We start from the raw sequence: 24,472 nt of genomic DNA on the forward strand, positions 1-24,472 counted from the left end.
ATAATTTCGTAGGGGTGGCCCCGCGGGCAAAGGCAACCCGCTCACAACCTGGCAGTATGAGTTGGTATATCCATCACCTACAGCCTGCTTCTATGTCCATCACCAATGAACTGTTCCATACCGTGTTGCGCCACGCCAGCCAAGAGGTTTCGCGCAAGGAGTTTCTGAGCCTTGCCGGACGCGGGCTAGCTGTGGGCGTAGCAACCAGCACGCTAGCCAGCTGCCAGGATAAGTCGGCTTCCGCTTCGGCCGCTACTACCCCCACTACGGGCACGCCCGCCTCGGAGGTAGATGCCAGCACGGTGTATGCGGCCCCAGGTGGCCAGCAGATACCTTCTTCCGAGGCAGTGTCGCCGCCGGCCAAGGTACCCGCCGACCTGAACAAGCCCATCGAACTGGAAGCCTGGAAGTCGGACGTGGACCCCCAATCGGGGCCGGTGCCTACCCCCCTGCCCCCCGACAAACGCGTGGGCTACGCCCTGGTGGGCCTGGGCCACCTCACCCTGGAGGAGCTACTGCCAGCCTTTGGAGAATGCAAAAAATCGAAGCCGGTGGCCTTGGTCAGCGGCTCACCGGAGAAGCTTAAGAAAGTGGCTCAGCAATATGGCATCAAGCCCGAAAGCTGCTACAGCTACCAGGATTATGATAAGCTCAAGGACAATCCCGAAGTGCAGGTTATTTACATTGTACTACCTAACTCCATGCACGCTGAGTACACCATCCGGGGGGCCCAGGCCGGCAAGCACATCCTCTGCGAAAAGCCCATGGCCAACTCTTCGGCCGAGTGCGAGGCCATGATTGCGGCCTGCAAAAAAGCCAATAAAAAGCTCATGGTGGCCTACCGCATTCAGTACGAGCCTTACAACCGGCAGGTAAAAGAGATGGTGCGCGGCAACAAGTTCGGCAAGCCCAAGTACATCGAAGCCCAGAACAGCCAGAGCTCCGCCAACCCCGACCACTGGCGCCACAAACAGGACCTGGCCGGCGGCGGTGCCCTCCCCGATATTGGCCTCTATTGTCTCAATACCAGCCGTTTTGTGCTGGGCACGGAGCCCACCGAGGTTTTTGCCTACTCCCACAGCACGCCCGGCAACCCCTTGTTCAAGGAGGTAGAGGAAGCCATGTCGTGGCAGATGCGCTTCCCCGACGGCGTCATTGTCAACTGCATTACCCACTACAATACCCACGATTCCCGTTTCTACCGCGTGAACACCGAGCGAGGCTGGATTCACGTGGATAACGCCTACGCCTACACCGGCCAGCAGCTGCAAACCTCCCACGCCGAAGGGCCCGCCAAGATGAAAAACCAGGTGGTGCTGAGCGAGAAGAACCAGTTTGCCGCTGAAATGGACCACTTTTCAGAGTGCGTGCTGGAAGACAAGCCGCCCCACACTCCCGGCGAGGAAGGCTTGCAGGACCAGCGCATCATGGAGGCCATCTACCAATCGGCCCGTGAGGGCCGCCCGGTAAAGCTGACGCCAGTGCAAGGCACCGATGTATTCCGCGGCCCCGAACCGAAACAGGCGTAAAACACCTGATTAAACACCCTGTCATCCTGAGCCCAGCGAAGGACCTTATCACGCCAGGACGAGTCGTTGTTACGATAGTCGTTTCAGCGTGATAAGGTCCTTCGCTGGGCTCAGGATGACAGGCTTTGGGGATAAGCACATCAAGATAGACCTGGAAAGCGAACTGCACACTTGCCCCTTCGCGCGTAGCACAAAGTTTCGCGGCTCCGCCTGGATATATCCGCTAACTTTGTTTCCCGTTATGCCAGACCGAACCCCTACCCCCACGGCTGCAACGGCCAAGTACATTTTCGTCACCGGTGGAGTGACCTCCTCGCTGGGCAAAGGCATCATCTCGGCCTCCCTGGCCAAGCTGCTGCAGGCCCGCGGCTTCCGCGTCACCATCCAGAAGTTCGACCCCTACATCAACATCGACCCCGGCACGCTCAACCCCTATGAGCACGGCGAATGTTACGTCACGGACGACGGGGCCGAAACTGACCTCGACCTGGGCCACTACGAACGGTTCCTGAACGTACCGACCTCCCAGGCTAACAACGTCACGACCGGCCGCATCTACGACCACGTCATCACGAAGGAGCGCGAGGGCGCCTACCTCGGTAAGACCGTGCAAGTGGTGCCCCATATCACCGACGAGATTAAACGGCGCATGCTGCTGCTGGGCCAGACCGGCGACTTCGACGTGGTAATTACCGAAATCGGGGGCTCCATTGGTGATATTGAGTCGTTGCCTTTCGTGGAATCGGTGCGCCAGTTGCGCTGGGAGCTACCCGAAAACAGCTCCCTGGTTATTCACCTCACCCTGCTGCCCTACCTCAAGGCGGCCGGCGAGCTGAAAACCAAGCCCACCCAACACTCCGTGCGCGACCTGCGCAGCGCCGGCCTGCAGCCCGACATCCTGGTGTGCCGCTCCGAGTACCCGATTCCGGCCGAAATGCGCCGCAAAATTGCCCTGTTCTGCAACGTCAACATTAACTCCGTAATCGAGAGCCTGGACGCGGACAGCATCTACTCCGTGCCGTTGCTCATGCTGAAAGAGCACCTCGATGAGCGGGTTATCAAGAAGCTGAAGCTGCAAGGTGGCGCGCCCCAACCTGACTTAGAAGCCTGGAAAGACTTCTTGGGCCGCCTGAAAAACCCCACTGAGGAAGTGACGATTGCGCTGGTGGGCAAATACGTGGAGCTGCCCGACGCCTACAAGTCTATTAATGAGGCCTTTGTGCACGCCGGCGCCCAGAATGAGTGCAAAGTGACGGTGCGCAGCATTCAGTCGGACCATATCAACCCCGACAACGTGGCCCAACTGCTGCACGGCGTGGATGGCGTGCTGGTAGCACCTGGTTTTGGCGAGCGAGGTTTCGAAGGCAAGATTTTGGCCGTCAAGCACGTGCGCGAGAACAACATTCCGTTTTTCGGTATTTGTTTGGGCATGCAGGTAGCGGTAGTAGAGTTTGCCCGCAACGTGCTGGGCCTGCCCGAAGCCTCGTCTACGGAGATGAACGCCCAGACGCCGGCTCCCGTCATTGCCATGATGGAGGAGCAGAAAAGCATTACCCAGAAGGGCGGCACCATGCGCCTCGGGGCCTACGACTGTGAGCTGCGCCGGGGCTCGAAAGCAGCCAAAGCCTACGGCCGTAACCACATCAGTGAGCGGCACCGGCACCGCTACGAGTTCAACAACGAGTACCTGAAGCAGTACGAGGAAGCTGGCATGATTCCTTCGGGCCTCAACCCCGAAACCGGGCTGGTGGAAGTAGTGGAGCTAGCCAACCACCCGTGGTTTGTGGCCGGCCAATTTCACCCCGAGCTGAAAAGCACCGTCCAGAACCCCCACCCGCTGTTCGTGCGCTTTGTGCGCGCCGCTATCCAGAACCGCAAGGGGTAGCAGCGGTGAGGTGAAATGATGAACTAGTGAGCTGGTACATCTCATTCACTCACTAGTTATTCGTCATGCCGAGGCGCAGCCGAAGCATCTCGCTCGAGTCGTTGAGTTATCACTACAACGTCAGCACGCGAGATGCTTCGGCTGCGCCTCGGCATGACGTTCTTTTTGCATTTTCTGGCTGTAGCTAACTCACTTTGGCTTCTACCTACCCCTCTATTTCGCCTTTCCACCTGACAAAAGTGCCGCCGCGAAAAATATTCGCCTGACAAGTCCGACCTTTGCGGCAGCGGCGCCGGATTTTTGCTGGCGGCGTACCTTCTCTTCTTTATTCGCCTTCACTAGTATTTGAATGGACCGAAATTCAGCAATAGGCATCTTCCTGATGGCTGCCTTGCTTCTGATTTACCTGCAGTTCGCGCCCAAGCCGAAACCCGAGCCCGCGCTGCAGCCCGCCAAAACTGCCGCGGCCACGCCCGGTGCCACTCCGGTGGCTCCCGATTCGGCGGCTCTGGCCCAGCAGCTTGGCTCGTTTGCCGCCGCGGCCCAGGGCACTGCCCAAACCGCTCAGCTGCAAAACGAGAACCTGACGATTACCTTCTCGTCGAAAGGCGGCCGGATTGAGGCCGTGCGCCTGAACAAGTACAAGACCTTCCGGGGCCAGCCCCTGGATTTGCTCGATGCTCAGAGCGCCCAGCTGGATACGCGCTTCCGCACCACCGACGGCCGCCAGATCAAGCTTTCCGACCTGTACTTCCGCCCTGAGCCTCAGGGTAGCAACGAACTGCGCTTCGTGGCCGACGTGGCCGGCGGCCAGATCGAGCAGTTGTATACACTACCCGCCAATAGCTTTGAGGTAGGCTACAAGCTGCGCTTCAACGGGTTGACGGCGACCCTAGCCCAGGAGCCGGTAACGTTCACCTTCCTCGACCGGGTGCGCCAGACCGAGCAGGTGGCCAAGCAGAACCGCAACCACACCACCATCAACCACTACCTCGCTTCCGGCGACCATGCCGCCCTGACCGAGGCCTCCGAGAATCCGGAGGAAATAAAGATAACGGAGCCCGTGAAGTGGGCCGCCCACAAGCACGACTTCTTCGTGGCCGGCATCATTGCCGATAACCAGTTCAGCAACGGGCAGTTCAACTCCTCGGTGAACCTGGAGGACACGACCTACCTCAAGACCTTGAGCTCTACTTTGAGCATTCCAGCTGCCGACGTGCAGCAGGGCAAGGCTAACTTTCGCTTCTATTTCGGGCCGAACGCCTATAACATCCTGAAGGAAGTAACGCCCGGCTTCGACCGGAACGTGTACCTGGGCTGGGGCTTGTTCCGCTGGGTTAACCAGTTCGTGATTCTGCCCGTGTTCCACGTGCTGGAGAAATTCGTGAGCAGCTACGGCATCATCATCGCCCTGCTGGTGGTGCTGATTAAGCTAGTGACCTGGCCCCTGACCTATAAGACGTACGAGTCGCAGGCCCGCATGAAGGTGCTCAAGCCCGAGCTGGATGCCATCAAGGAAAAGTACCCCGACGACCAGATGAAGCAGCAGCAGGAGCAAATGAAGCTCTACCAGACCATGGGGGTCTCGCCGCTGAGCGGCTGCGTGCCCACGCTGCTGACCATCCCGATCCTGTTCGCCATGTTCCAGTTCTTCCCCAACGCCATTGAGCTGCGGCAGGAGCACTTCCTGTGGGCAAATGACCTGAGCACCTACGACGACCTGATCAAGCTGCCCTTCAACGTACCCTTCCTGGGCAACCACATCAGCTTGTTCACGCTGCTGATGACGATTTCGACCCTGGCCATGACTTACCAGAGCAACCAGGCCAACCCGGCGGCCATGCAGGGCCCGATGAAGTTTTACAGCTACCTCATGCCGCTGGTGTTCTTCTTCGTGCTTAACGACTTCGCCGCGGGCCTGACCTGGTACTACCTGGTTTCGAACCTGGTAACTCTGGGCCAGCAGGCCCTCACCCGCCGGTTCGTCGACGACACTAAGGTGCGCGCCAAGCTGGAAGCCAACAAGGTGAAGAACAAAGACAAGAAGCCTTCCGGCTTGGGTGCCCGCCTCGCCGACGCCATGAAAGCCGCCCAGGAGAAAGAAGCCCAGACTCGCCAGGCCGGCCGCAACACCGCCGCCGATGATACGGATGATTCTGACACTGAGCCCGGCACCGGTGCCTCGGATATTTCGCCCAAGCGCCCCCGCAAAACGCGCCGGTCGTAATTCGGAGCAGTAGCGTAGAAACGACAACGCCCTGTTGCCTTCCGGTAGCAGGGCGTTGTCGTTTTACGTGGTCTATATATAGAGTGAGGTAGCTCCCTACCCCTCAGTACCGCCTGTTGTTCTTTTCTGCAGCGACCTACCTTATATCCGGTTAACTAAGCCGAGTGAACAGCCAAGGCTTATGGATTGCACAAGGCCGTCATGCTGAGCGGAGCGAAGCATCTCTACCTCTGGCTAATTCCAACGCTTGCTCAGACGAAGCGGTAGAGATGCTTCGGCTGCGCTCAGCATGACAGTTAGTTTGGCAACGTCAGCCCGCGAGATGCTTCGCTCCGGTCTGCATGACGGCCTTTGAGTTGACGTTAGCAGTTCCTCTCTCCTGTCATTCCAAGCACAGTGAGAAATCTGGGTTATCCATCGGATGCCTTAACCCAGATTCCTCCTGTGTCGGAATGACAGATGGTGCTACTTGTATTGCTACTGCTCCTAGTACTATAACCAGACTTACTCTTTCCGCACCCGCTCCAGCACCAGCTGGTTCATGGGGTTGGGCGTGAGGCCCTGCACGTTGTTCTGGGTCAGGCGCACTACCTCATCGTAGTACACGGCAATAACGGGGCTTTCTTCTACCACGAGGCGGTCCATTTGCTGGTAGAGGGCGTAGCGCTTTTCGGTGTCTTGCTCCAGCTTGGCTTGCTGGTAGAGCTTATCGTAGGCGGCGCTTTTAAAATGGGTTTTGTTGGGGCCAGCCGGGGCGAAATTCTTGCTGTAGAACAGGGCCAGGTAGTTTTCCGCGTCGGGGTAGTCGCCGAGCCAGCTGCGGGTGAAGAAGGCGGCGCGGCCGTTGTCGATCAGCTCCCCGTGGGCGGCGGCCTGGTTGACGTCAATGTCCACCTGCACGCCTACTTCGGCCCACTTTTTCTGGTAGTACTCGCAATATTCCTTGGTTTCGGCCACGGTGCTCAGGCGCAGGCGCAGCGGTTTGCCGGGGCCGTAGCCCGCGGCGCGCAGCAGCTGCCGGGCTTTGTCGGGCTGGTAGGTGTAGCCGGGCACGAGGGTAGCGTTGAAGGAAGGCAGAGAAGCCGGCACGAAGCCCGAGTTACCGGGTTTGCCTACATTGTTCAGGAAGTAGGCCAGAAACTCGGGCTTGTTGAGGGCGTAGTTCAGGGCTTGGCGCACGCGCTTGTCCTGGAGGGCGCGGCCGGTTTCGGCATTGTCGCCGCGCAGGTTGGTGGGGTCCTGCTGCATGCCCAGGTACTCGGTATTAAGGTAGGGCACTTTCTGGAACCGGAATTTGCCCCGGAAGTCTTCCCGCACGGTGCCATCGGGGTAGAGAATTAAGTCGCGGGAGCCGCTGCGGATGCCACTCACAAAGTCGAGCTTGCCCTGCATAAACGTCAGGAACTCCGATTTGCGGTCCTGGATAAAGCTAATCTGCACCGCATCGAGGTAGGGCAGCTGTTTTCCTTGCGCGTCTTTTTTCCAGTAAGTGGGGTTGCGGTGGTAGATGATGGCGTTGCCCTCGTCCCACTCCTTGAACCGAAACGGCCCCGTGCCCACCGGATGCTCCCGGAAGTCTTTGCCGTATTTCTGCACGGCCTCCCGCGGCACCACGTAGGCGTAAGGCATGGTCAGGATGCCCAGGAATGGAATGAACGGCTCCTGCAAATGAATGCGCAGCGTGGAGTCATTCACGGCCACAAAGCAGGTATCCGATGGCTCGCCCTGGCTGTTTTCCAGCACTTTACCCCGGAAAATCCAGCCGCCGGGGCTGGCCGTGCCCCCATCTAGTAGCCGCCGGAAGCTGTACACGAAATCTTGAGCCGTAACGCGCCGCCCCTTGCCACCCGCAAACACCTCCGAATCGTGGAAAAACGCGTTGGGCCGCAGGGTGAAGGTGTAGCGCCGGCCGTCGGGGCTAATGTCGTAGCGGCGGGCCAAGGAAGGACCTGGCTTCAGGCTGTTATCCAATTCAACTAACCCATTGTAGAGCTGGGTCACGGCCCAGGTGTTGGCCTGGTTGCGGGCAAAGGCGGGGTCGAGGGAAGTAAGGCCTTCGGGTTGGTTGTAGCGAAACACCCGGCGCGCATCGGTGGTAGCGGTAGGGCCCGAGCAGGCGGCCAGCAGGGCGGTCAGGAGCAAAGCGGAACCAGCGGCGCAGCGCGAAAACGGGAGCATGGGAACGGCGAAACAGTGTATATTTGCAAAGGTATCCCACATCCGGGGTTTGCGGCCCCCCTGCGGCGCCTACCTAGCCTTTCTTTATGAACCTGACCTACTACGGCCACGCTTGCTTCCTGCTCGAAGCCGGTGGCAGCAAAGTGCTTTTCGACCCGTTCATCCGCCACAACCCGCTGGCGCAGAACGTGAACGTGGATAAAATTGAGGCGGATTTCATTCTGCTCAGCCACGGCCACGGCGACCATGTAGGCGACGCGGAGGAAATCGGGCAGCGCACCGGCGCCGACCTGCTCGGGATGGTGGAAGTGCTGGGCTGGTTTGAGCAGAAAGGCCTGAAGGCTACCTACTCCATGAACCTGGGTGGCACGGTAAAGCTGCCCTTCGGCACGGTGAAAATGGTAGCCGCCGCGCACTCCAGCTCCCTACCCGACGGCTCTTACGGCGGCTTAGCGGCCGGTTTTGTCATCGAAACCGAAGGCAAAACCTTCTACTTCGCCGGCGACACAGCTCTGACTTACGACATGAAAATCATTGGGGAGCGGCACCAGCTTGACTTTGCCATCCTACCCATTGGAGGCCACTACACCATGGGCGTGGACGATGCCTTAATTGCGGCCGACTGGACGGGTGCTCCCAAGGTTATTGGGATGCACTACGACACGTTCCCGCCCCTGGTTATCAACCACGAAGAAGCCAAAACCCAGGCCCAGCAGGCCGGCAAAGAGCTGGTGCTGCTGAACATTGGCGAAACGATTACGCTGTAAAAAGCAAGCAGCTCACTTCGGTTAGCTACCAGCTTTTTTTATTTCTTGCATTACCTGAGACAAGCTAACAGCTTCCCGCTGCTAGCCACCAGCTTCCAACCACATGGGCAAAATCATTGCGGTAGCCAACCAAAAGGGCGGGGTCGGTAAAACCACCTCCTCGATCAACCTCGCGGCCTCGCTGGCGGCGCTGGAATATCGGACCCTGCTCGTGGATGCCGACCCCCAGGCCAACGCCACTTCCGGCGTGGGCTTCGACCCGAAGGACATTCAGAACAGCATTTACGAGTGCATGGTAGACGGGATTAACGTGCAGGACATCATCCTGCAAACAACCCTGCTACCCCACCTCGACCTGATTCCCTCCCACATTGACCTGGTAGGGGCCGAGGTTGAGATGATCAACCTGCCCAACCGGGAGGAGAAGATGAAGGAGGCCCTGCGCCCCCTAGCCGATCAGTACGATTTTATCATCATCGACTGCTCCCCTTCCCTGGGCTTGATTACGGTAAACGCCCTTACGGCCGCGCACTCGGTGATTGTGCCGGTGCAGTGCGAATACTTCGCGCTAGAAGGTTTGGGTAAACTGCTGAACACCATCAAAATCATCCAGAGCCGCCTGAACGAGGAACTGGAGATTGAGGGCATTCTGCTCACGATGTACGATGTGCGTTTGCGCCTCTCGAACCAGGTAGTGGAGGAAGTAAAGCTGCATTTCCAGCAGTTGGTCTTCGATACCATCATTCCGCGCAACGTGAAGCTGTCGGAGTCGCCGAGCTTCGGTATTCCGGTTATTCTGCACGATGCGGAAAGCAAGGGCAGCATCAGCTACCTCAACCTGGCCCGCGAAATTGTGGAGAAGAACGTGGTTTCGGCTGACCCCGAGCAGGAGCAGGCCGCGGAAGACACGGCCGCGTAGCGCTACCGCAGATGGTTAGCCCCGGCAAGACGGCACTGAATCGTTCAACGACAGGTGCCATCTTGCCGGGGCTTTTTCTTTTCAGCATCGCCTTGTGCCACCCTATTACCCTTCTGTACTTAAACAATAGGTAGCTGACAGGTAGTGTTTCACGTTTTTTAAAGACGTGGAACAAAATTTCCCCGCCATCCCAGGCGTTTGTGTATTTTTGAATCCCGCTTTCGCCCCGTGCTATTGGGCGAGGGCTGATTGCAGGTATGTCAGAGAAAAACGAAGAGAAGAATACGCCGGCCGCGGCTTCCGCAGCCGCTAAGCGCAAGGTTGGCGGCTTGGGCCGGGGACTGAATGCACTGATTGAGGGCAGCTACGAGAAGAAAAGCGAGCGGCTGGGCTTGGTCCCGCATCCCGTCAATTCGGTGGGCCTGATTGCCGTGAATCAGATTGAGGCCAACCCCTACCAGCCCCGTACCCACTTCGACCAGGCGGCCTTGCAGGAGCTAGCCGAAAGCATCAAGCTGCAGGGCATCATTCAGCCCGTTACGGTTCGCCAAACCGGCACGAATGCCTACCAGCTTATTTCGGGGGAACGGCGTTTGCAGGCTTCCAAGCTGGCCGGACTCGATGCCATTCCGGCTTACATCCGCAAGGCTGATGACCAGCAGATGCTGGAAATGGCCCTCATCGAGAACATTCAGCGCGAGAACCTCAACGCCATTGAAATTGCCTTGAGCTACCAGCGCCTCGTGAGTGAGTGCAACCTGAAGCAGGAAGAGTTGGGCGACCGGGTGGGTAAAAACCGCTCTACCGTTACCAACTACCTGCGCCTGCTCAAGCTCCCCCCCGATATCCAGATCGGCCTGCGCGACAATGTTATCAGCATGGGCCACGCCCGGGCCCTGGTAAACGTGGAGGACACCGAGCAGCAGATTAACCTGTTCCGCCGCATCGTGGATGAGGACCTTTCCGTGCGCCGGGTGGAGCAGCTGGTGCGCGCCGGTGCCGGCGCTACCCCCGACACGGAAAAGAAGCCTACCCAACCAGCAGCCCCAATAGTACCGCCGGCGGAACTCAAGCGCGCCGAGCGTCACCTCTCGGAACGTTTCGGCAGCCGCGTGATGGTGAAGCCCGGGCCCCAAGGTCGGGGCGAAATCAAAATTGCCTTCGACTCAGTAGAGGACATGCAGCGTATTCTGCACATCCTGCAGCCCGCGTAAACCCTCTAGTTCCGCGCCTACCTGCTTGCCTGCTACGCAGGTGGTTTCAGGGCGCGGGCCGAAAATCTGCTCTTCGGCCCTCCCTGCTTGCCGTTAGACTAACCGGACAAACCAGGCGTTAGCCGATGGTAAGCTTTATGGCCGAAGTCATAGGGTCCGGGTTTCGAAAGCGTAGTCAACCTCACCTATCCGTAGCCTTCCCCTTGTTGTGGGCCCGAGCAGAAACACGATTTATGCACTGTTCACGTCTTTTCCTTCAGCTACTGCTTCTGGTTGGTTTGGTGCTGCTGGGAAAGAGTGCGCAGGCACAAACCGTCACGGCTGGCCCCGATTCAGCCCGGGTAGCTACCCAGGCTGTCCCCGATTCGTCGCGGCGCACGGAGCGGTTGCTGGGGATGCGCGTTACCCGGCCGCAAAAAGCTGCTCTACTGGCTTTGGTGCTACCGGGGGCCGGGCAGGTATATAATCACAAGTACTGGAAGCTGCCCTTGGTGTACGGGGCCATTGGGGGCACGGGCTACGGCTTGTACTTCTACCAGATACGCTACAAGGCCTACGCCAAGGCCAAAAACGAACTTCTCGCCGGCAAGACGGTAGCGCAGGTTACTAATAACCTAGTTGACGAGGTAAATGCTCAAGGCGTCCAAACGGGCCTGAATAACTACCGTACCTCCCGCGACACGTTTATTGCTTACACGGCCCTAGCCTACGGCATTACCATTCTGGACGCGTTGGTTGATGCCCACTTGCGCGACTTTGACATCAGCGAAGATTTAAGTTTGCGTCTTGACCCCGCCTTGCTTCCTTCTGCTTCACCAGTGCCACGCACAGGGCTGGCACTAACTTTCTACTTAAAATAGCGCACCTGCCTCCGGCGCTGCTTGTCCCAGCCGCCGCAACCAGCTGTCCGCTGCCAGCATTTTTTCAATGAAGCTCCTCCTGATTGGTTACGGCAAAATGGGCCGGGCCATCGAAGCCCAGGCCATTGCCCGGGGCCACCAGATAGCCGGCATCGTGGACCCTACCCGGCCCGATGTGCGCATCTCCGACTTTACAACCGAGCAGGTTGACGCGGCCATCGAGTTTACCCATCCCGACGCGGCCTTCCAAAATGTGGTAGCTTGTCTGAAACAGGGCATTCCGGTAGTATGCGGCTCCACCGGCTGGCTGCATCATTTTCCCGAGGCTCAGGCCTTGAGCCAGCAAACGACTACCCCCCTGTTCTATGCCTCCAACTACAGCGTAGGCGTAAACCTGTTCTTTCACTTCAATGAATACATAGCTGCCAAAATGCATCAGTTTGGTGGCTACGATGTGCAGGTCCGGGAGATTCACCATACCCAGAAGGTGGACCAGCCCAGCGGAACGGCCCTAACAACGGCGGAAGGCATCCTGCGTCATTTCCCCGGCAAAACCACGTGGCGCAACGAAGCAACTACTACCCCCACGGAGCTGGCCATTCTTTCGGAGCGCGAGGGGGCGGTAGTAGGTACCCACATCGTTACTTACTCCTCCCCCGCCGACAGCATTGAGCTTAAGCACGAGGCTCATACCCGCGAAGGCTTCGTGCAGGGCGCGCTGTTGGCGGCTGAGTGGCTTCCCGGTCGCCAGGGCGTATTCGGCATGAAGGACTTGCTGGGCTTGTAATGGGTGAAGATGCGCAAGGTGAAAGTGTGAAAAATGCTTCTTTCACACTTTCACCTTGCGCAACTTCACCGCTTCCCGCATTATTTCGCATCTTCCGGCGTTCATCCGGAAAGAGGCCGGCGCGTGCCGGCTGTTCGTATTTTCTGGCCTCTGATTCATTATGGCAGTACAATCCTGGGAGAAATACCTCGAGAAGAATAAGCCGGCGCCCGCGCCTCCCGCAGGAGAACCTAAAAAGCGCAAGAGCGTGGTTAGGGAATGGGGCGATGCCATTTTGTTTGCGGTGGTGGCGGCTACGCTTATCCGCTGGGCCACCTTTGAGGCCTACACCATCCCGACGCCCTCCATGGAGCACTCTCTGCTAGTGGGCGATTATCTGTTCGTGAGCAAGCTGCACTACGGCCCGCGCACGCCCCAAACGCCCCTGCAGGTGCCCCTAACGCACCAAACTATCTGGGGAACCAGCCTGAAAAGCTACTCTGACCTAATTCAGCTGCCGAGCTACCGTCTGCCGGGTTTCTCAGAGGTGAAGAATAACGACGTGGTGGTATTCAACGTGCCCTTCGAGGCGGAGCATCCCGCCGACTTGCGCACAAACTACATCAAGCGCTGCATTGCTATTGCCGGCGACGTGCTGGAAATTAAACAGGGGCAAGTGTTTGTGAATGGAAAGCAGGCTGCTAATTATCCGGAGATGCAGAGCAGCTACTTTCTGCAAGTACCGCAGCCCAACGACGACCTAGCCGACGCCTTCAAGCGCTTTGGTGTGTGGGAGCAAAGCTCCCCCGATGGCATGCCCTTTCAGATGCAGACGGCCCAATACGGGCTGGGTTACGAGGTGCACATGACCCAAGCTGCTTACGAGTACTTCAAGCAGCAGCCTTACATCAAGGGCATCATTGATTTGAAGACGCCCGTGGGCCAGCCCGAGCGCCAGCAGGTGTTCCCCAACAACCCCGACTCGCCCTATAGCCAGCCCCTAACTACCCCGCCCTTCCCTACCTGGAACAAGGACAACTACGGGCCTTTGCAAATCCCGAAAGAGGGCCAGACGGTGCAGCTAACCCCGCAGAACTCGCCCATCTACCAGAAAATCATTCTGCGCTACGAGCATAATGAAGGCATGAGCGTGGATGCCAGCGGCCAGATTCTGCAGAACGGTCAGCCTCTGAAGAGCTACACGTTTAAGCAGAACTACTACTTCATGATGGGCGACAACCGCCACAATTCGCTCGACTCCCGCTTCTGGGGCTTCGTGCCCGAAGACCACATTGTAGGCAAAGCCGTGCTTATCTGGATGTCCGTAGATCCTACTGCTTCCTTCGCCCAGAAAATCCGCTGGAACCGCTTGTTCGACCTAGTCAATTAACATCACGGATTTAACCAGATTTGTCGGATACCACCACGGATTCGTTCTAGACATGACCTACTTCTGAAGCCGGATAAATAGAACTTGAAAAACAAAAAGGGCCTTCCAGCTGGAAAGCCCTTTTTTGTTGTGACATGTTGGACGCAGAACAGATCCGTGGCATTCGACAAATCCGGCTAAAACTGTGCTTTACCAATTGATGGGAGCTTGACCGTGTTGCTCTAGGTAGGCATTGGTTTGGCTGAAGGGCCGGGAGCCAAAAAAGCCCCGATCGGCGGCGTAGGGTGAGGGGTGAGCGGCTTTGAGCACCAAATGTTTGCGGGTGTCGATGATTTCACCTTTTTTCTGAGCGGAAGCTCCCCAGAGAATAAATACGACGTTTTTCTTGTGGTCGGAAATCTGTTGAATAACGGCATCGGTAAACTGCTCCCAGCCCTTTTTCTGGTGACTGGCCGGCTCCCCAGCTCGCACCGTCAGGGTGGCGTTCAGCAGTAGCACACCCTGCTGAGCCCATCGGTCGAGGTTGCCGTTGGGAGCGGGTGGGGTACCGGGCAAATCGCTCTGCAGTTCCTTGAAAATGTTCTGCAGGGAAGGCGGAGTCCGGACGCCTTCAGCCACCGAAAAACTCAGGCCGTGCGCCTGCCCCTTGCCGTGGTAGGGATCTTGGCCCAGAATAACCACCTTCACCTCATCAAAGGGGCAGGCGTCGAAGGCGTGAAATATCTGCGGGCCGGGCGGATACACCGTGGCGGTTGCGTATTCGCCTTTTACAAAGGCAATGAGGTGGTTGAAATACGGCTTTTCGAATTCGGCCGCTAGGACCTTGCGCCAGCTTTCTTCTATCTTTACAGACATACGGGAGAGGATTATTTTTTCGGTTGAGTGGGCCTTGCAGTGCAGTGGCTACGTAGATAAACCAAATTCCGCATACGGCTGTTAGCTTTTTCTACCCGTACCCCAGGCGCTATGAATACCATTTCCACCCAGGGAGTAACCGTTAGCGTTACCACCAACTACCTACCCGACTACTCCAGTCCGGGTCAGGAACACTACGTTTTTGCTTACAAAATTGATATCCGCAACGACAGCGAATACACGGTTAAACTGCTGCGTCGTCACTGGTACATCTACGACGCCAACGGGGTTGTTCGGGAGGTGGAGGGCGAAGGCGTAGTGGGCCAGCAGCCCGTGCTGGAGCCCGGCGAGTCGCACCAGTACGTGTCGGGCTGCAACCTAAAGTCGGGGCTGGGCAAGATGCGCGGCACCTACCAAATGGAGCGCCTCATGGATGGCAGCGAGTTTACGGTCGAAATTCCGGAGTTTACCTTGGTGGTGCCTTACCGCCTCAATTAGCGCAGTTGGCGCTTGCTAGCCTGCACCTTTAGCCGCTCCGAGCTTTCGGGGCGGCTTTTTTGTGCCTGGCTGCTCCCTCTGATTTCCTAGCCGGCTTCGACGGCGCGTGCTGTATCTTCGCCCCAGCAGTTTCTTTCATTTTACCACAACTCGCCCGCGCCGGGTTCTTGCGCTTCTCCGCCGTTGCTATTTCAGATTCTCAGCTACCTCCGCTTTCTGGCCGGGTCCGGTAACGCGCACGGGCTCCATTCGCCGTTTGTATTCGGCCTGTACGCGCACGTAGTCAACCACAGCGGGCATTTCGCGGCGTATGAGGCCGTAGAAACCCGGCGCCAGGAGCTGTTAGCCGACCCTACCTCTATTCAGGTGCGGGACTTCGGAGCGGGCTCTCACACTGGGGCGGGCCGCACCCGCCGCCTGCGCGATATTGCCCGGACAGCCGCCAAGCCGCCCAAGCTGGGGCAGCTGCTATTCCGCCTAGTCAACCACTTTCAGCCGCGCACCATTGTGGAGCTGGGTACCTCCCTGGGCCTGACAACCGCCTACCTCAGCGCCGCCAACTCAAGGGCCCGCGTACTCACCTTCGAGGGCTGCCCTCAAACTGCCGCCGTTGCCCGCCAGACCTTTCAGCAGCTGGAGCTGCCGGCCGTGGAGCTCATAGAAGGCAACTTGGATGATACCCTAGCCCCTACCCTCGCCGCACTACCCACGCCCGTCGACTTTGCCTTCTTCGACGGCAACCACCGCTACGAGCCCACAGTGCGCTACTTCGAGCAGCTGAACCGCTACCGCACCGACTTAAGCGTGTTCGTGCTGGACGACATTCATTGGTCCGAAGAAATGGAGCAGGCCTGGGCTACTATCAAGCAGCACCCCGACGTGACTGTTACCGTGGATCTGTTTTTCATCGGCCTAGTTTTCTTTCGCCGAAATCAGCCAAAACAGCATTTTTCGCTTCGTTTTGATAACCCGTTTGATAACCTGTTAGAGCGAGTTAAATGGCTTGCTTCGTAGTGGTAAGCTCAACCGCAAGAGAATTACTAAAATAAATAGCAAAACAAAGCCGCCGAATACTAGTATATTTGGCATACGTGCGGTTGTCACCCCGCCAACACGGCTGCCTTAAAAGCAGTGAAGCCCGTGTTGTAGCACGGGCTTCGGGATAAGTAGGGTGTTTAGGCCACCCTCAAATCCATTGGTATGGGACAGGGTCGTACTGACATGGATGGGCTTCGTTTCCAATGCTCCATTCATGTGACCACTACTTTTGTAGTAAAGGTAGTGGCCGCTTTAGGCGGAATGGGAGGTTTGTACCTCCTGTTTAATCCTTAGCGGTAACGGTAGCAGGGGGCGGTAAGCCTCCTGCTACTTTTGTTTTCAACGAAGCAAATATACTGGATGTTTTGGCAAACAAGTTATACCATTCGTTGGGGGTTTCCGGCTAGCAAATTGCCAGGCTCCCCTACCTGCAACTAAGCTACCGGATGGCCTGGCGCACGCGCGTGAGCTTCACGAGCAAATCTTCGAGCCGGTCCAGGGCCAGCATGTTGGCCCCGTCCGATTTGGCGGTGGCCGGCGTGGGGTGGGTCTCGATAAACAGGCCGTCGGCGCCTACGGCAATGGCAGCTTTGGCAATGGTTTCAATGAGTTGGGGCTTGCCGCCCGTCACGCCGCTGCTCTGGTTGGGCTGCTGCAGGGAATGGGTCACGTCCATCACCACGGGCACGCCAAACTCGCGCATAGCGGGCAGGTTGCGGAAGTCCACTACCAGGTCGGAGTAGCCGAAAGAGTTGCCCCGGTCGGTCAGAATCACGTTTTCGTTGCCCGACTGGCGCACCTTGTCCACGGCAAACTGCATGGATTCGCCGCTCAAGAACTGCCCTTTCTTCACGTTCACGACTTTTCCGGTTTTGGCGGCGGCTACCAGCAAATCCGTTTGCCGGCACAGGAAAGCCGGAATTTGGAGCACATCCACGTACTCGGCGGCCAGCGCGGCTTCCTCCGACTCGTGAATGTCCGTCACGGTAGGCACCCCGATTTCCCGCCCTACTTTCTGCAGAATGCGCAAGGCTTTTTCGTCGCCGATGCCCGTGTAAGAATCGAGGCGGGAGCGGTTGGCTTTGCGGTAAGAGCCCTTGAAGATGTAGGGAATCTGCAGCTTATCGGTAAGGGTGCGGACTTGCTCGGCAATACGTAGGGCCATGTCCTCACCCTCAATCACGCAGGGGCCCGCCATCAGGAAAAACTGACCGGAATCGGTGTGGCGAAAATGGGGCAGAACGTTGGCAAGAGCTTGAATCATGGTAGACGAAGATGGGCCGCCTAAAGCGTGGCAGCTAGTAAATGAATGGAAAGCGGTTGAGCGAGTTGCTAGTAAGAACCCGGCAGCCGCTTCCTTTTTAAACATATAAACAACTCTCGCCCCCGGCGTGGGGGCAAGGAGTTGGTGGCCGTCTCGAAATGAGCGAAGTCGAAATAGGGCGCAAAGTAGGCACGATATTCTTCGCGGGAGCCACCGAAGGGCGGGCCCGGCTGGCTGAACTCTGTATCGAAGAGTAAGCCCATTAGGGTGCCGCCGGGCCGCAGCAGGTGCGCGCACTGCCGGGCGTAAGCCAGCCGCAGGCTAGGATCGAGGGCGCAAAAGAAGGTCTGCTCCACAATGAGGTCAAACGCCGGGGTAGGCTCCAGGGCGAAGAAATCCTGCTGCAACAAATGAGCCGCCGGGAAAGTCGGGACGCGCTGCTGGAAGTCGTGCAGGGGCGCGGGCGCTACATCGGCCACCCACACGTTGGGCCAGCCCTGGCGGTGCAGGTATTCGGCCTCGTAGGCCCGGCCGGCGCCCGGAATCAGGATGCGGCGCTCGTCGGGTAGTCCTAGCTGCCTGAAATAATCCAGCAGCGGTGGCGTTATGCTGCCCGCATCCCAGCCGGTTTGCCCGGCCAAGTAGCGCTGCTGCCAATACGCCGCGTCAAGTTGCGAATCCGGGTGCATATTGTAGCGAGGTTGTACCTTCGGCACTTGCCTGGGTACGGAACTCCGTTATTTTTGCCCTAAAGGTACTACCTCCGCCCGGACTCTCCGGGCCTCACTTAACCCCTCTTGCGATGGAACAAGACCAGAGCCCCGAGCCGAAGAACAACAACCGCGTCCTCCTGATTGTGGCCCTGATTCTGGTGCTGCTTGGCATCAACGGCCTGCTTTTCTACATGAATCAGCAGAAATCCAAGCAGAATGAACAGCTCCAAGCCGACGTAGTAACCAAGGATGCCAAGCTGGAAGAGCAGATTAAGCAGTATGAGGCCCTGAAAGCCGATTATGAGCGGCAAAGCCAGGAAGTGCAGGGCATGGGCCTAGCCAATGACTCGCTGGAGGCCAAGCTAGCCCAAATTAACGCCGACCTACTGAAGCTTCGCTCCTTCCGGGCCGGTAGCTTCAGCATTGCCGAGCAGAATCGGTTCAAGCAGCGCGCCACCAACTTCGAGGCCCAACTGCGGAAGAAAGACGAGGAAATTGCCCAGCTGAAAGCCGACAACGAAGCGCTGTACACCGAGACGACCACGCTGAAAGAGCGCCAAAACAAGCTTACGGACACTATTTCAACGGTAGTGCGCTCCAACCAGGAGCTAAATGAGAAGGTAACTATTGCTTCTCGTCTGCAAGCTGAAAACATTCGGGTGGGAGTTGTCAACAGCCGCGAGAAAGAAAAGTCGGATGAAGACAACGAGTTCAAGGCCAAGCGTGTCGAGAAAATTAAGGTGACCTTCAACCTCGCTCGCAACGACGTGTCGCCGAAGGAAACCAAGCAGATTTTGATGCGTCTGATTGAGCCCGACGGCGCCGCCTTATACAACCTGAGCACCGGGGGCGGCACCTTCATGATTGACGGCGCCGAGGCATTTTACACTGCCAAACAGGACCTCGTATTCGACAACACCCGTCAGCCCGTGCAATTTCTGTACGCTAAAGGTGCCGGCTACAAAACCGGCCTCCACACCGTAGAGCTGTATGAAGGCGGCGTAATGATTGGCAAAACCACCTTCACGCTCAAATAAATCACGGATTTAGCCTGATTTATTGAATGCCACGGATTCGTTCTAGCCTTCTGCGGGCAGAGTAGAATGACAGAGTAGGACAACAAGAAAGGCCTTCCATCTGGAAGGCCTTTCTTATTTGGAGGATGCAGGACGTAGAGCAAATCCGTGTAAACCGACGAATCCGGCTAAATCTGTGATTCGTAGTCGTCTAGCTTCTTGAGGGTAGCCTTGATATTTTCCGTGAACAGCACGACGACCGAGCCGGGCTGCGCCGTGTTGAGCACGTGGTCAATGGCGTCCATTTCGTTTTCGATGTAGGTAATGGGTAGCTCCGGGTTATCCAGGCGTAGGCCGCGGGTCATGATTTCGTGGAGTTCCTCGGCGGTTTTACCGCGCAAGTCCCGATCCTGACGCAGCACCACCTCATCGAAAATACGGCCCGCCACCCGGGCGAAGCTAAGCGTGTCCTCGTCGCGCCGGTCGCCCAGGCCCGACACCACCCCTACCTTGCGGGTCGCCTCCGTGGCGTTCAGAAACTCGGCAAATTTCTCGATGCCGTGGGTATTGTGGGCATAATCCACAATTACCTCGAAGGTCGGAAACTTGTATACATTCATGCGGCCCGGCGTTTTGGCGGCCGAGGGTATAAACGTGCGCAGGGCTTGCTTGATATCGTCCTTGTCGAAGCCGTAGCAGTAGCAAGCCAGGGCCGCAGCCAGCGAATTTTCAATGTTGAATGTAGCCCTACCCCCAAACGTGATGGGGAACTCCGAGGCGCGGTCGATGCGCAGCTTATAGCTGTTCTTATAAATGGTGATGTAGCCCTCCTCGTACACGGCGGCCAGCCCACCACTTTCGGCGTGCTCCCGGATGCGGGGGCTGTGCTCATTCATACTAAAAAGCGCCACTTTGCACTCCAACTTCTCCCGCATGGCGTACACCAAGTCGTTATCGGCGTTGAGTACAGCCCACCCGTTTTTGTGCACCGTACGAGGCAATACGCCCTTAACGGCCGCCATTTCCTCCACCGTATAAATGTCGCGCATCCCCAGGTGGTCAGCCGCTACGTTGGTTACGATGGCCACGTCGCAGGTATGAAAGCCCAGGCCTGAGCGAAGCATGCCGCCCCGCGCCGTTTCCAGCACCGCAAAGTTTACCGTCGGGTCTTTCAGCACAAACTCCGCGCTTTGCCCTCCGGTGCAGTCCCCACTCTGCAATTGCACACCTTGTATATAAATGCCGCTGGTGGTAGTGTGGCCTACCTTGTAGCCTTTGGACGCTACAATATGGGAGAGCAAGTGAGTAGTAGTGGTTTTGCCGTTGGTACCGGTTACAGCGAAAATCGGAATACGAGCCGTGCTGCCGGTTGGGAATAGCATATCCACTACCGGCGCGGCCACGTTCCGGGGCAGGCCCTCGGTGGGGGCAATGTGCATGCGGAAACCAGGCGCCGCGTTAACCTCAATAACGGCCCCGCGCGTCTCGTTCAGCGGAATGGCAATGTCAGACGTCAGTAGGTCAATACCACAGATATCCAAGCCGATAATGCCGGCTACCCGCTCCGCTAGTAACACATTGTACGGGTGTACCAGGTCAGTGACATCCGTGGCGGTGCCGCCTGTGCTGATGTTAGCCGTGCTTTTCAGGTAGAGTTCCTTGCCCGCGGGCAGCACGGAATCTATGGTCAGGTCCTGCACGCGCAGAATGTCCAGCGTGTGCTGATCAGCTTTGATGCTGGTCAGCTCCTTTTCGTGGCCGACACCGCGGCGTGGGTCCTCGTTAATCTTATCAATAAGCTGCTGAATGGTGCTAACTCCATCCCCGGTTACGGCCGCCGGAGTGCGCTTGGCAGCGGCAATGAGTTTACCATTAACTACCAAGAGCCGATAATCGTGGCCCTCAATGAACTGCTCCACAATAACGGCCCGTGAGTACTTCTGCGCGGCTTGTAACCCTTCCACGGCATCTTCCCAATTCATGATGCGGATGGTAGCGCCTTTGCCGTGGTTGCCATCCAGGGGCTTGGTCACGATGGGAAAACCCAAGTCCTCCACGGCGTCACGCAAGCCCGCCTCCGAGTACACTGTGGTGCCATAGGGAACGGGTACGCCCGCGTCCTTCAGCATGGCTTTGGTGCGGTTTTTATTACCCGCTACCTCTACGCCCGCGTGGGAAGTATAGCTGGTAGTAGTAGCCCAAATGCGCTTCTGGTTAACTCCGTAGCCCAGTTGGATAATATTGCTATTCTTGAGTTGGATGTAGGGGATGTTGCGCGAAGCCGCTTCGGCCACAATGCTGTAGGTACTCGGACCAAAAAACTCCTCTTCCCGGATTTCGTGCAGCTCTTCAATGATGGGTTTCAGGTCCACTGGCTGGCCTTTGCATAGATCCTCCACGATGTGCACGGCGGCCTCAGCGGCCACGCGCCCGGCCCGCTCCTCCTGGTAGCAGAACACCACAAAATCTACGCCCTCCTGATGCGCCGGGTACGACTTGCCCCAGATTACCGGCATACCAGCCGTGCGCTGCAGGGCCAGCGCTACCTGCAGAATTACGTAGCCCAGGGGTTCACCGTCGGCTAGCTGCTCCTCGGTAAGCGGTGGGTTTTTCGTCGACGATTTATCTAAATCGCCGGTCTGCGGTTGGGCTAGTTCAGGCAACAGCTTCGGCAGCTGCTCAGCTAAGGCCGGCACGCTGTTCGACCACGTATCGGCCAGATCCTGCAGGTCTACTTTCATCACAATCAGCTTGTGATGTTTCACAGACCAGTAGCTGGGGCCGCGCATTGTGCGGAGGTCAATAATCTTCATGGGAAAAAGATGAAAAGGGAATAAGGATGTACGCTTCTCTACGCGGGAATGAAATGTAGGGATAATGCCGTTGTAATCATTTTTAGCCTATTGGAGGGATAATCCACGCCGTGGCAATATTTGCGGTATAAATATTTATTACAAGCTGCCGTCCCTTAGTTCTGTTACATTGCAACAGGCTGGCTGCAAGCTCAACTCTGCTTTAAGGCTATTAAATGCAAAAACCCCGGTCGGGGCTAATCGACCGGGGCACTAGGCACTCTGAAAACAGGAAAAAGAGGTGACGAGCGGATTCGAACCGCTGTAGGAGGTTTTGCAGACCTCTACCTAGCCACTCGGTCACGTCACCAGTGGTTTTGAGGATGCAAACATACGCCTTAATCCGACTTCAGCCAAGCTAATCAGCGTATTTTCGCTTGTTAACCGGTTAAGTTACTGGATTTCTGCGGCAAATTTTATAGCTCTTTCGTTTCCGCGACAGCGGGAACTGTACTTTCGAGCTTATGGCGCATCAAGCTAGTAACGCGGAATTTGGATTGGCCTTTTAGTCGGAACCCTGATTCCTCGTCACTGGCTTGATGCGCCCAGGCTCGGAAAAACAGCCTTGCTTACCTCTGCAACAAAAAGGCCCCGGATTGCTCCGGGGCCTCTTGTTTATCAAGCCAAATGGCTGGCGAAATTACTCGCCGCCCTGCTCGTTACCTAGCATCTTGTCGCGCAGTGCGGACAGAGCGTCCAGATCACCGAGGGTCGACTTCTCAGCCGTGGCGGGCTTCTTCAGGTCGCTTAGTTTGCCTTCACCCTGAGCGCCAGCAGCGGCACCCGTAGCAGGCTTCTTCTTCGCGAACTTCGAAGCGCGGGAGTCTTCTTCCTGAGCCTGGTTGAACACAGCAGTGTGCGACAGCACGATGCGACGGTCATCCTTCGAGAATTCAACTACGCGGAAGTCCAGGGTTTCGCCGTTCTCAGCGTTGCTGTTGTCTTCCTTCACCAGCGACTTGGGGTACGCGAAGCCTTCGATGCCGTAGGGCAACTCGAGCACCGCACCACGGTCGTTTTTCTCGGTGATGGTAGCCTTATGCACCGAGCCGGGAGTAAATACCGTCTGGAACGTATCCCAGGGGTTTTCTTCCAGCTGCTTGTGGCCCAGGGCCAGACGACGGTTGGCTACGTCCAGCTCCAGAACTACTACGTCCAGACGGTCACCCACCTTCACTACTTCCGAAGGATGCTTGATCTTCTTGGTCCACGACAAGTCTGAAACGTGCACGAGGCCGTCCACACCTTCTTCCAGCTCTACGAACAGGCCGAAGTTGGTCAGGTTGCGCACCAGACCGTTGTGGTTGGTACCTACCGCATACTTCGTAGCGAAGTCGCCGCGGGTCCATGGATCCTCGCTCAGTTGCTTGATACCCAGGCTCATCTTACGGTCTTCGCGGTCGAGGGTCAGGATCTGCGCCTCTACTACGTCGCCCTGCTTGATGAAGTCCTGCGGGTTACGCAGGTGCTGGCTCCAGCTCATTTCTGAAACGTGGATCAGGCCTTCTACGCCGGGAATGATTTCCATGAACGCACCGTAGTCGGCAACGTTCACGATGCGGCCTTTCACCTTCGAGCCTACGCCCATGTCGGCGCCCAGCGAATCCCATGGGTGGGGAGTCAGCTGCTTAAGGCCGAGGCTGATACGCTTCTTGGCTTCGTCGAAGTCAAGCACTACGATATTCAGCTTCTGGTCAAGCTGCAGTACTTCGCTCGGGTGAGCGATGCGGCCCCACGAGATGTCGGTGATGTGCAGCAGACCGTCTACGCCACCGAGGTCGATGAACACACCGAAGTTGGTCATGTTCTTGATAACGCCCTCGAGGATCTGGCCTTTTTCCAGGTTGTTGAGGATGGCTTCGCGCTGCTTCTCGAGGTCTTTCTCGATCAGGACTTTGTGCGAAACTACCACGTTGTCGAAAGCGGCGTTGATTTTCACCACTTTCACTTCCATACGACGACCTACATAGATGTCGAAGTCACGGATGGGCTTCACGTCAATCTGCGAGCCGGGTAGGAAGGCTTCTACGCCGTCCAGATCCATGATCAGACCACCTTTGGTGCGACGCTTTACTACGCCTTCCAGAACGGTGTCATTCTCCAAAGCGTCGTAAATAGCTTTCCAAGCCTGCTTAATCTTGGCCTTTTTGCGGCTCAGGATTAGCTGACCGTTCTGGTCTTCCTGGTCCTCAATGAACACCTCCACCTCGTCGCCCACTTTCAGCTCGGGCAGGTCGCGGAATTCGGAGAGGGGCACCAGACCATCGGATTTGAAGCCGATGTTCAGGATTACGTCGCGGTCAGTGATGCCCACTACGGTGCCTTTAATTACTTCTTCCTCCTGGACGGTAGTCAGCGTGCCGCTGTACATTTCCTCCATCTCGGCGCGCTGCTCAGCGGTGTAGTTACCACCAAAGCTGTTTGCTCCAACGTTGTCCCAGTCGAAGTTGTCTACTATTTCTGCCATGATATGATGCAGTGGCCCTCATGTACACGTCCGG

Annotated in this window: 19 protein-coding genes and 1 tRNA gene; 12 read left to right on the forward strand and 8 right to left on the reverse strand. The window is 57.3% G+C overall.

Annotation, left to right across the window (positions count from 1 at the left end; genetic code table 11):
* Window positions 1–92: 92 nt before the first annotated feature.
* A complete protein-coding gene (locus MWH26_RS12655) occupies window positions 93–1,529 on the forward strand; it encodes a Gfo/Idh/MocA family protein (protein WP_247974578.1) in 1,437 nt (478 codons plus the stop codon).
* A gap of 241 nt (window positions 1,530–1,770) precedes the next feature.
* Window positions 1,771–3,414 carry a CTP synthase gene (pyrG, locus tag MWH26_RS12660; protein WP_247974579.1) on the forward strand — a complete coding sequence of 548 codons (1,644 nt, stop codon included), beginning with the start codon at window positions 1,771–1,773 and terminating at the stop codon, window positions 3,412–3,414.
* A 213-nt stretch (window positions 3,415–3,627) separates the two neighbouring features.
* Here the strand turns inward: pyrG and MWH26_RS12665 are convergent, their stop codons facing one another.
* Window positions 3,628–3,789: a hypothetical protein gene (locus MWH26_RS12665; RefSeq protein WP_247974580.1), complete on the reverse strand. Its 162-nt coding sequence runs from the start codon at window positions 3,787–3,789 to the stop codon at window positions 3,628–3,630.
* A 7-nt stretch (window positions 3,790–3,796) separates the two neighbouring features.
* Between MWH26_RS12665 and yidC the strand changes: the two genes are divergently transcribed.
* The gene (gene yidC / locus MWH26_RS12670; RefSeq protein ID WP_247974581.1) at window positions 3,797–5,641 is read left to right on the forward strand and encodes a membrane protein insertase YidC; all 1,845 of its coding nucleotides are present in this window, start codon (window positions 3,797–3,799) and stop codon (window positions 5,639–5,641) included.
* A 504-nt stretch (window positions 5,642–6,145) separates the two neighbouring features.
* Here yidC and MWH26_RS12675 read toward each other — a convergent pair.
* Window positions 6,146–7,819: an ABC transporter substrate-binding protein gene (locus tag MWH26_RS12675; protein ID WP_247974582.1), complete on the reverse strand. Its 1,674-nt coding sequence runs from the start codon at window positions 7,817–7,819 to the stop codon at window positions 6,146–6,148.
* Between the two features lie 86 nt (window positions 7,820–7,905).
* Between MWH26_RS12675 and MWH26_RS12680 the strand changes: the two genes are divergently transcribed.
* The 6 genes from MWH26_RS12680 to lepB all read left to right on the forward strand — a co-directional run bounded on the left by MWH26_RS12680 (window position 7,906) and on the right by lepB (window position 13,735).
* Window positions 7,906–8,586 (forward strand): metal-dependent hydrolase, encoded by a 681-nt coding sequence (locus tag MWH26_RS12680; RefSeq protein ID WP_247974583.1) that lies wholly within the window; start codon window positions 7,906–7,908, stop codon window positions 8,584–8,586.
* 103 nt (window positions 8,587–8,689) lie between these two features.
* The gene (locus MWH26_RS12685) at window positions 8,690–9,505 is read left to right on the forward strand and encodes a ParA family protein (RefSeq protein ID WP_188559207.1); all 816 of its coding nucleotides are present in this window, start codon (window positions 8,690–8,692) and stop codon (window positions 9,503–9,505) included.
* Between the two features lie 257 nt (window positions 9,506–9,762).
* Entirely contained in the window at window positions 9,763–10,719 is a 957-nt protein-coding gene (locus tag MWH26_RS12690) for a ParB/RepB/Spo0J family partition protein (protein ID WP_247974584.1), read from the forward strand.
* 281 nt (window positions 10,720–11,000) lie between these two features.
* Complete coding sequence (locus MWH26_RS12695) at window positions 11,001–11,579, forward strand: DUF5683 domain-containing protein (RefSeq protein WP_247977093.1); 579 nt, start codon at window positions 11,001–11,003, stop codon at window positions 11,577–11,579.
* Window positions 11,580–11,646: 67 nt separating this feature from the next.
* Window positions 11,647–12,366 carry a 4-hydroxy-tetrahydrodipicolinate reductase gene (gene dapB / locus MWH26_RS12700; protein WP_247974585.1) on the forward strand — a complete coding sequence of 240 codons (720 nt, stop codon included), beginning with the start codon at window positions 11,647–11,649 and terminating at the stop codon, window positions 12,364–12,366.
* Window positions 12,367–12,526: 160 nt separating this feature from the next.
* Complete coding sequence (gene lepB / locus MWH26_RS12705) at window positions 12,527–13,735, forward strand: signal peptidase I (protein WP_247974586.1); 1,209 nt, start codon at window positions 12,527–12,529, stop codon at window positions 13,733–13,735.
* A 189-nt stretch (window positions 13,736–13,924) separates the two neighbouring features.
* On the opposite strand, the gene ung is transcribed toward lepB, so the two are convergent.
* Window positions 13,925–14,590 (reverse strand): uracil-DNA glycosylase, encoded by a 666-nt coding sequence (gene ung, locus MWH26_RS12710; protein WP_247974587.1) that lies wholly within the window; start codon window positions 14,588–14,590, stop codon window positions 13,925–13,927.
* Window positions 14,591–14,701: 111 nt separating this feature from the next.
* Here ung and apaG point away from each other — a divergent pair, with 111 nt between their 5' ends.
* Both apaG and MWH26_RS12720 read left to right on the forward strand, forming a co-directional pair.
* Window positions 14,702–15,088 (forward strand): Co2+/Mg2+ efflux facilitator ApaG/CorD, encoded by a 387-nt coding sequence (gene apaG, locus MWH26_RS12715; RefSeq protein ID WP_188559201.1) that lies wholly within the window; start codon window positions 14,702–14,704, stop codon window positions 15,086–15,088.
* 183 nt (window positions 15,089–15,271) lie between these two features.
* Window positions 15,272–16,102, forward strand: coding sequence for an O-methyltransferase (locus tag MWH26_RS12720; protein WP_247974588.1), 831 nt, complete (start codon window positions 15,272–15,274; stop codon window positions 16,100–16,102).
* 463 nt (window positions 16,103–16,565) lie between these two features.
* Here MWH26_RS12720 and kdsA read toward each other — a convergent pair whose 3' ends face one another.
* Both kdsA and MWH26_RS12730 read right to left on the reverse strand, forming a co-directional pair.
* Window positions 16,566–17,390 carry a 3-deoxy-8-phosphooctulonate synthase gene (kdsA, locus tag MWH26_RS12725; protein WP_247974589.1) on the reverse strand — a complete coding sequence of 275 codons (825 nt, stop codon included), beginning with the start codon at window positions 17,388–17,390 and terminating at the stop codon, window positions 16,566–16,568.
* 68 nt (window positions 17,391–17,458) lie between these two features.
* On the reverse strand, window positions 17,459–18,079 hold the full coding sequence (locus MWH26_RS12730; protein ID WP_247974590.1) for a methyltransferase domain-containing protein: 621 nt from the start codon (window positions 18,077–18,079) through the stop codon (window positions 17,459–17,461).
* A gap of 113 nt (window positions 18,080–18,192) precedes the next feature.
* On the opposite strand from MWH26_RS12730, the gene MWH26_RS12735 reads away from it, so the two are divergent.
* Window positions 18,193–19,140 (forward strand): DUF8428 domain-containing protein, encoded by a 948-nt coding sequence (locus tag MWH26_RS12735; protein ID WP_247974591.1) that lies wholly within the window; start codon window positions 18,193–18,195, stop codon window positions 19,138–19,140.
* A gap of 167 nt (window positions 19,141–19,307) precedes the next feature.
* On the opposite strand, the gene cphA is transcribed toward MWH26_RS12735, so the two are convergent.
* The 3 genes from cphA to rpsA all read right to left on the reverse strand — a co-directional run bounded on the left by cphA (window position 19,308) and on the right by rpsA (window position 24,438).
* Window positions 19,308–21,932: a cyanophycin synthetase gene (gene cphA, locus MWH26_RS12740; protein ID WP_247974592.1), complete on the reverse strand. Its 2,625-nt coding sequence runs from the start codon at window positions 21,930–21,932 to the stop codon at window positions 19,308–19,310.
* A 278-nt stretch (window positions 21,933–22,210) separates the two neighbouring features.
* Window positions 22,211–22,281, reverse strand: a tRNA-Cys gene (locus MWH26_RS12745).
* Between the two features lie 330 nt (window positions 22,282–22,611).
* On the reverse strand, window positions 22,612–24,438 hold the full coding sequence (gene rpsA, locus MWH26_RS12750; RefSeq protein WP_244696991.1) for a 30S ribosomal protein S1: 1,827 nt from the start codon (window positions 24,436–24,438) through the stop codon (window positions 22,612–22,614).
* Between the last annotated feature and the right edge of the window lie 34 nt (window positions 24,439–24,472).

Source organism: Hymenobacter sublimis (genome assembly GCF_023101345.1).
GTDB lineage: Bacteria > Bacteroidota > Bacteroidia > Cytophagales > Hymenobacteraceae > Hymenobacter > Hymenobacter sublimis.

Coding starts and splice junctions, on each gene's coding strand:
- dapB (WP_247974585.1), top strand. CDS start 11,647: ATGAAGCTCCTCCTGATTGGTTACGGCAAAATGGGCCGGGCCATCGAA.
- MWH26_RS12665 (WP_247974580.1), bottom strand. CDS start 3,789: ATGCCTATTGCTGAATTTCGGTCCATTCAAATACTAGTGAAGGCGAAT.
- apaG (WP_188559201.1), top strand. CDS start 14,702: ATGAATACCATTTCCACCCAGGGAGTAACCGTTAGCGTTACCACCAAC.
- ung (WP_247974587.1), bottom strand. CDS start 14,590: ATGTCTGTAAAGATAGAAGAAAGCTGGCGCAAGGTCCTAGCGGCCGAA.
- pyrG (WP_247974579.1), top strand. CDS start 1,771: ATGCCAGACCGAACCCCTACCCCCACGGCTGCAACGGCCAAGTACATT.
- MWH26_RS12655 (WP_247974578.1), top strand. CDS start 93: ATGTCCATCACCAATGAACTGTTCCATACCGTGTTGCGCCACGCCAGC.
- rpsA (WP_244696991.1), bottom strand. CDS start 24,438: ATGGCAGAAATAGTAGACAACTTCGACTGGGACAACGTTGGAGCAAAC.
- MWH26_RS12735 (WP_247974591.1), top strand. CDS start 18,193: ATGGAACAAGACCAGAGCCCCGAGCCGAAGAACAACAACCGCGTCCTC.
- yidC (WP_247974581.1), top strand. CDS start 3,797: ATGGCTGCCTTGCTTCTGATTTACCTGCAGTTCGCGCCCAAGCCGAAA.
- cphA (WP_247974592.1), bottom strand. CDS start 21,932: ATGAAGATTATTGACCTCCGCACAATGCGCGGCCCCAGCTACTGGTCT.
- MWH26_RS12730 (WP_247974590.1), bottom strand. CDS start 18,079: ATGCACCCGGATTCGCAACTTGACGCGGCGTATTGGCAGCAGCGCTAC.
- MWH26_RS12675 (WP_247974582.1), bottom strand. CDS start 7,819: ATGCTCCCGTTTTCGCGCTGCGCCGCTGGTTCCGCTTTGCTCCTGACC.
- kdsA (WP_247974589.1), bottom strand. CDS start 17,390: ATGATTCAAGCTCTTGCCAACGTTCTGCCCCATTTTCGCCACACCGAT.
- MWH26_RS12680 (WP_247974583.1), top strand. CDS start 7,906: ATGAACCTGACCTACTACGGCCACGCTTGCTTCCTGCTCGAAGCCGGT.
- lepB (WP_247974586.1), top strand. CDS start 12,527: ATGGCAGTACAATCCTGGGAGAAATACCTCGAGAAGAATAAGCCGGCG.
- MWH26_RS12685 (WP_188559207.1), top strand. CDS start 8,690: ATGGGCAAAATCATTGCGGTAGCCAACCAAAAGGGCGGGGTCGGTAAA.
- MWH26_RS12690 (WP_247974584.1), top strand. CDS start 9,763: ATGTCAGAGAAAAACGAAGAGAAGAATACGCCGGCCGCGGCTTCCGCA.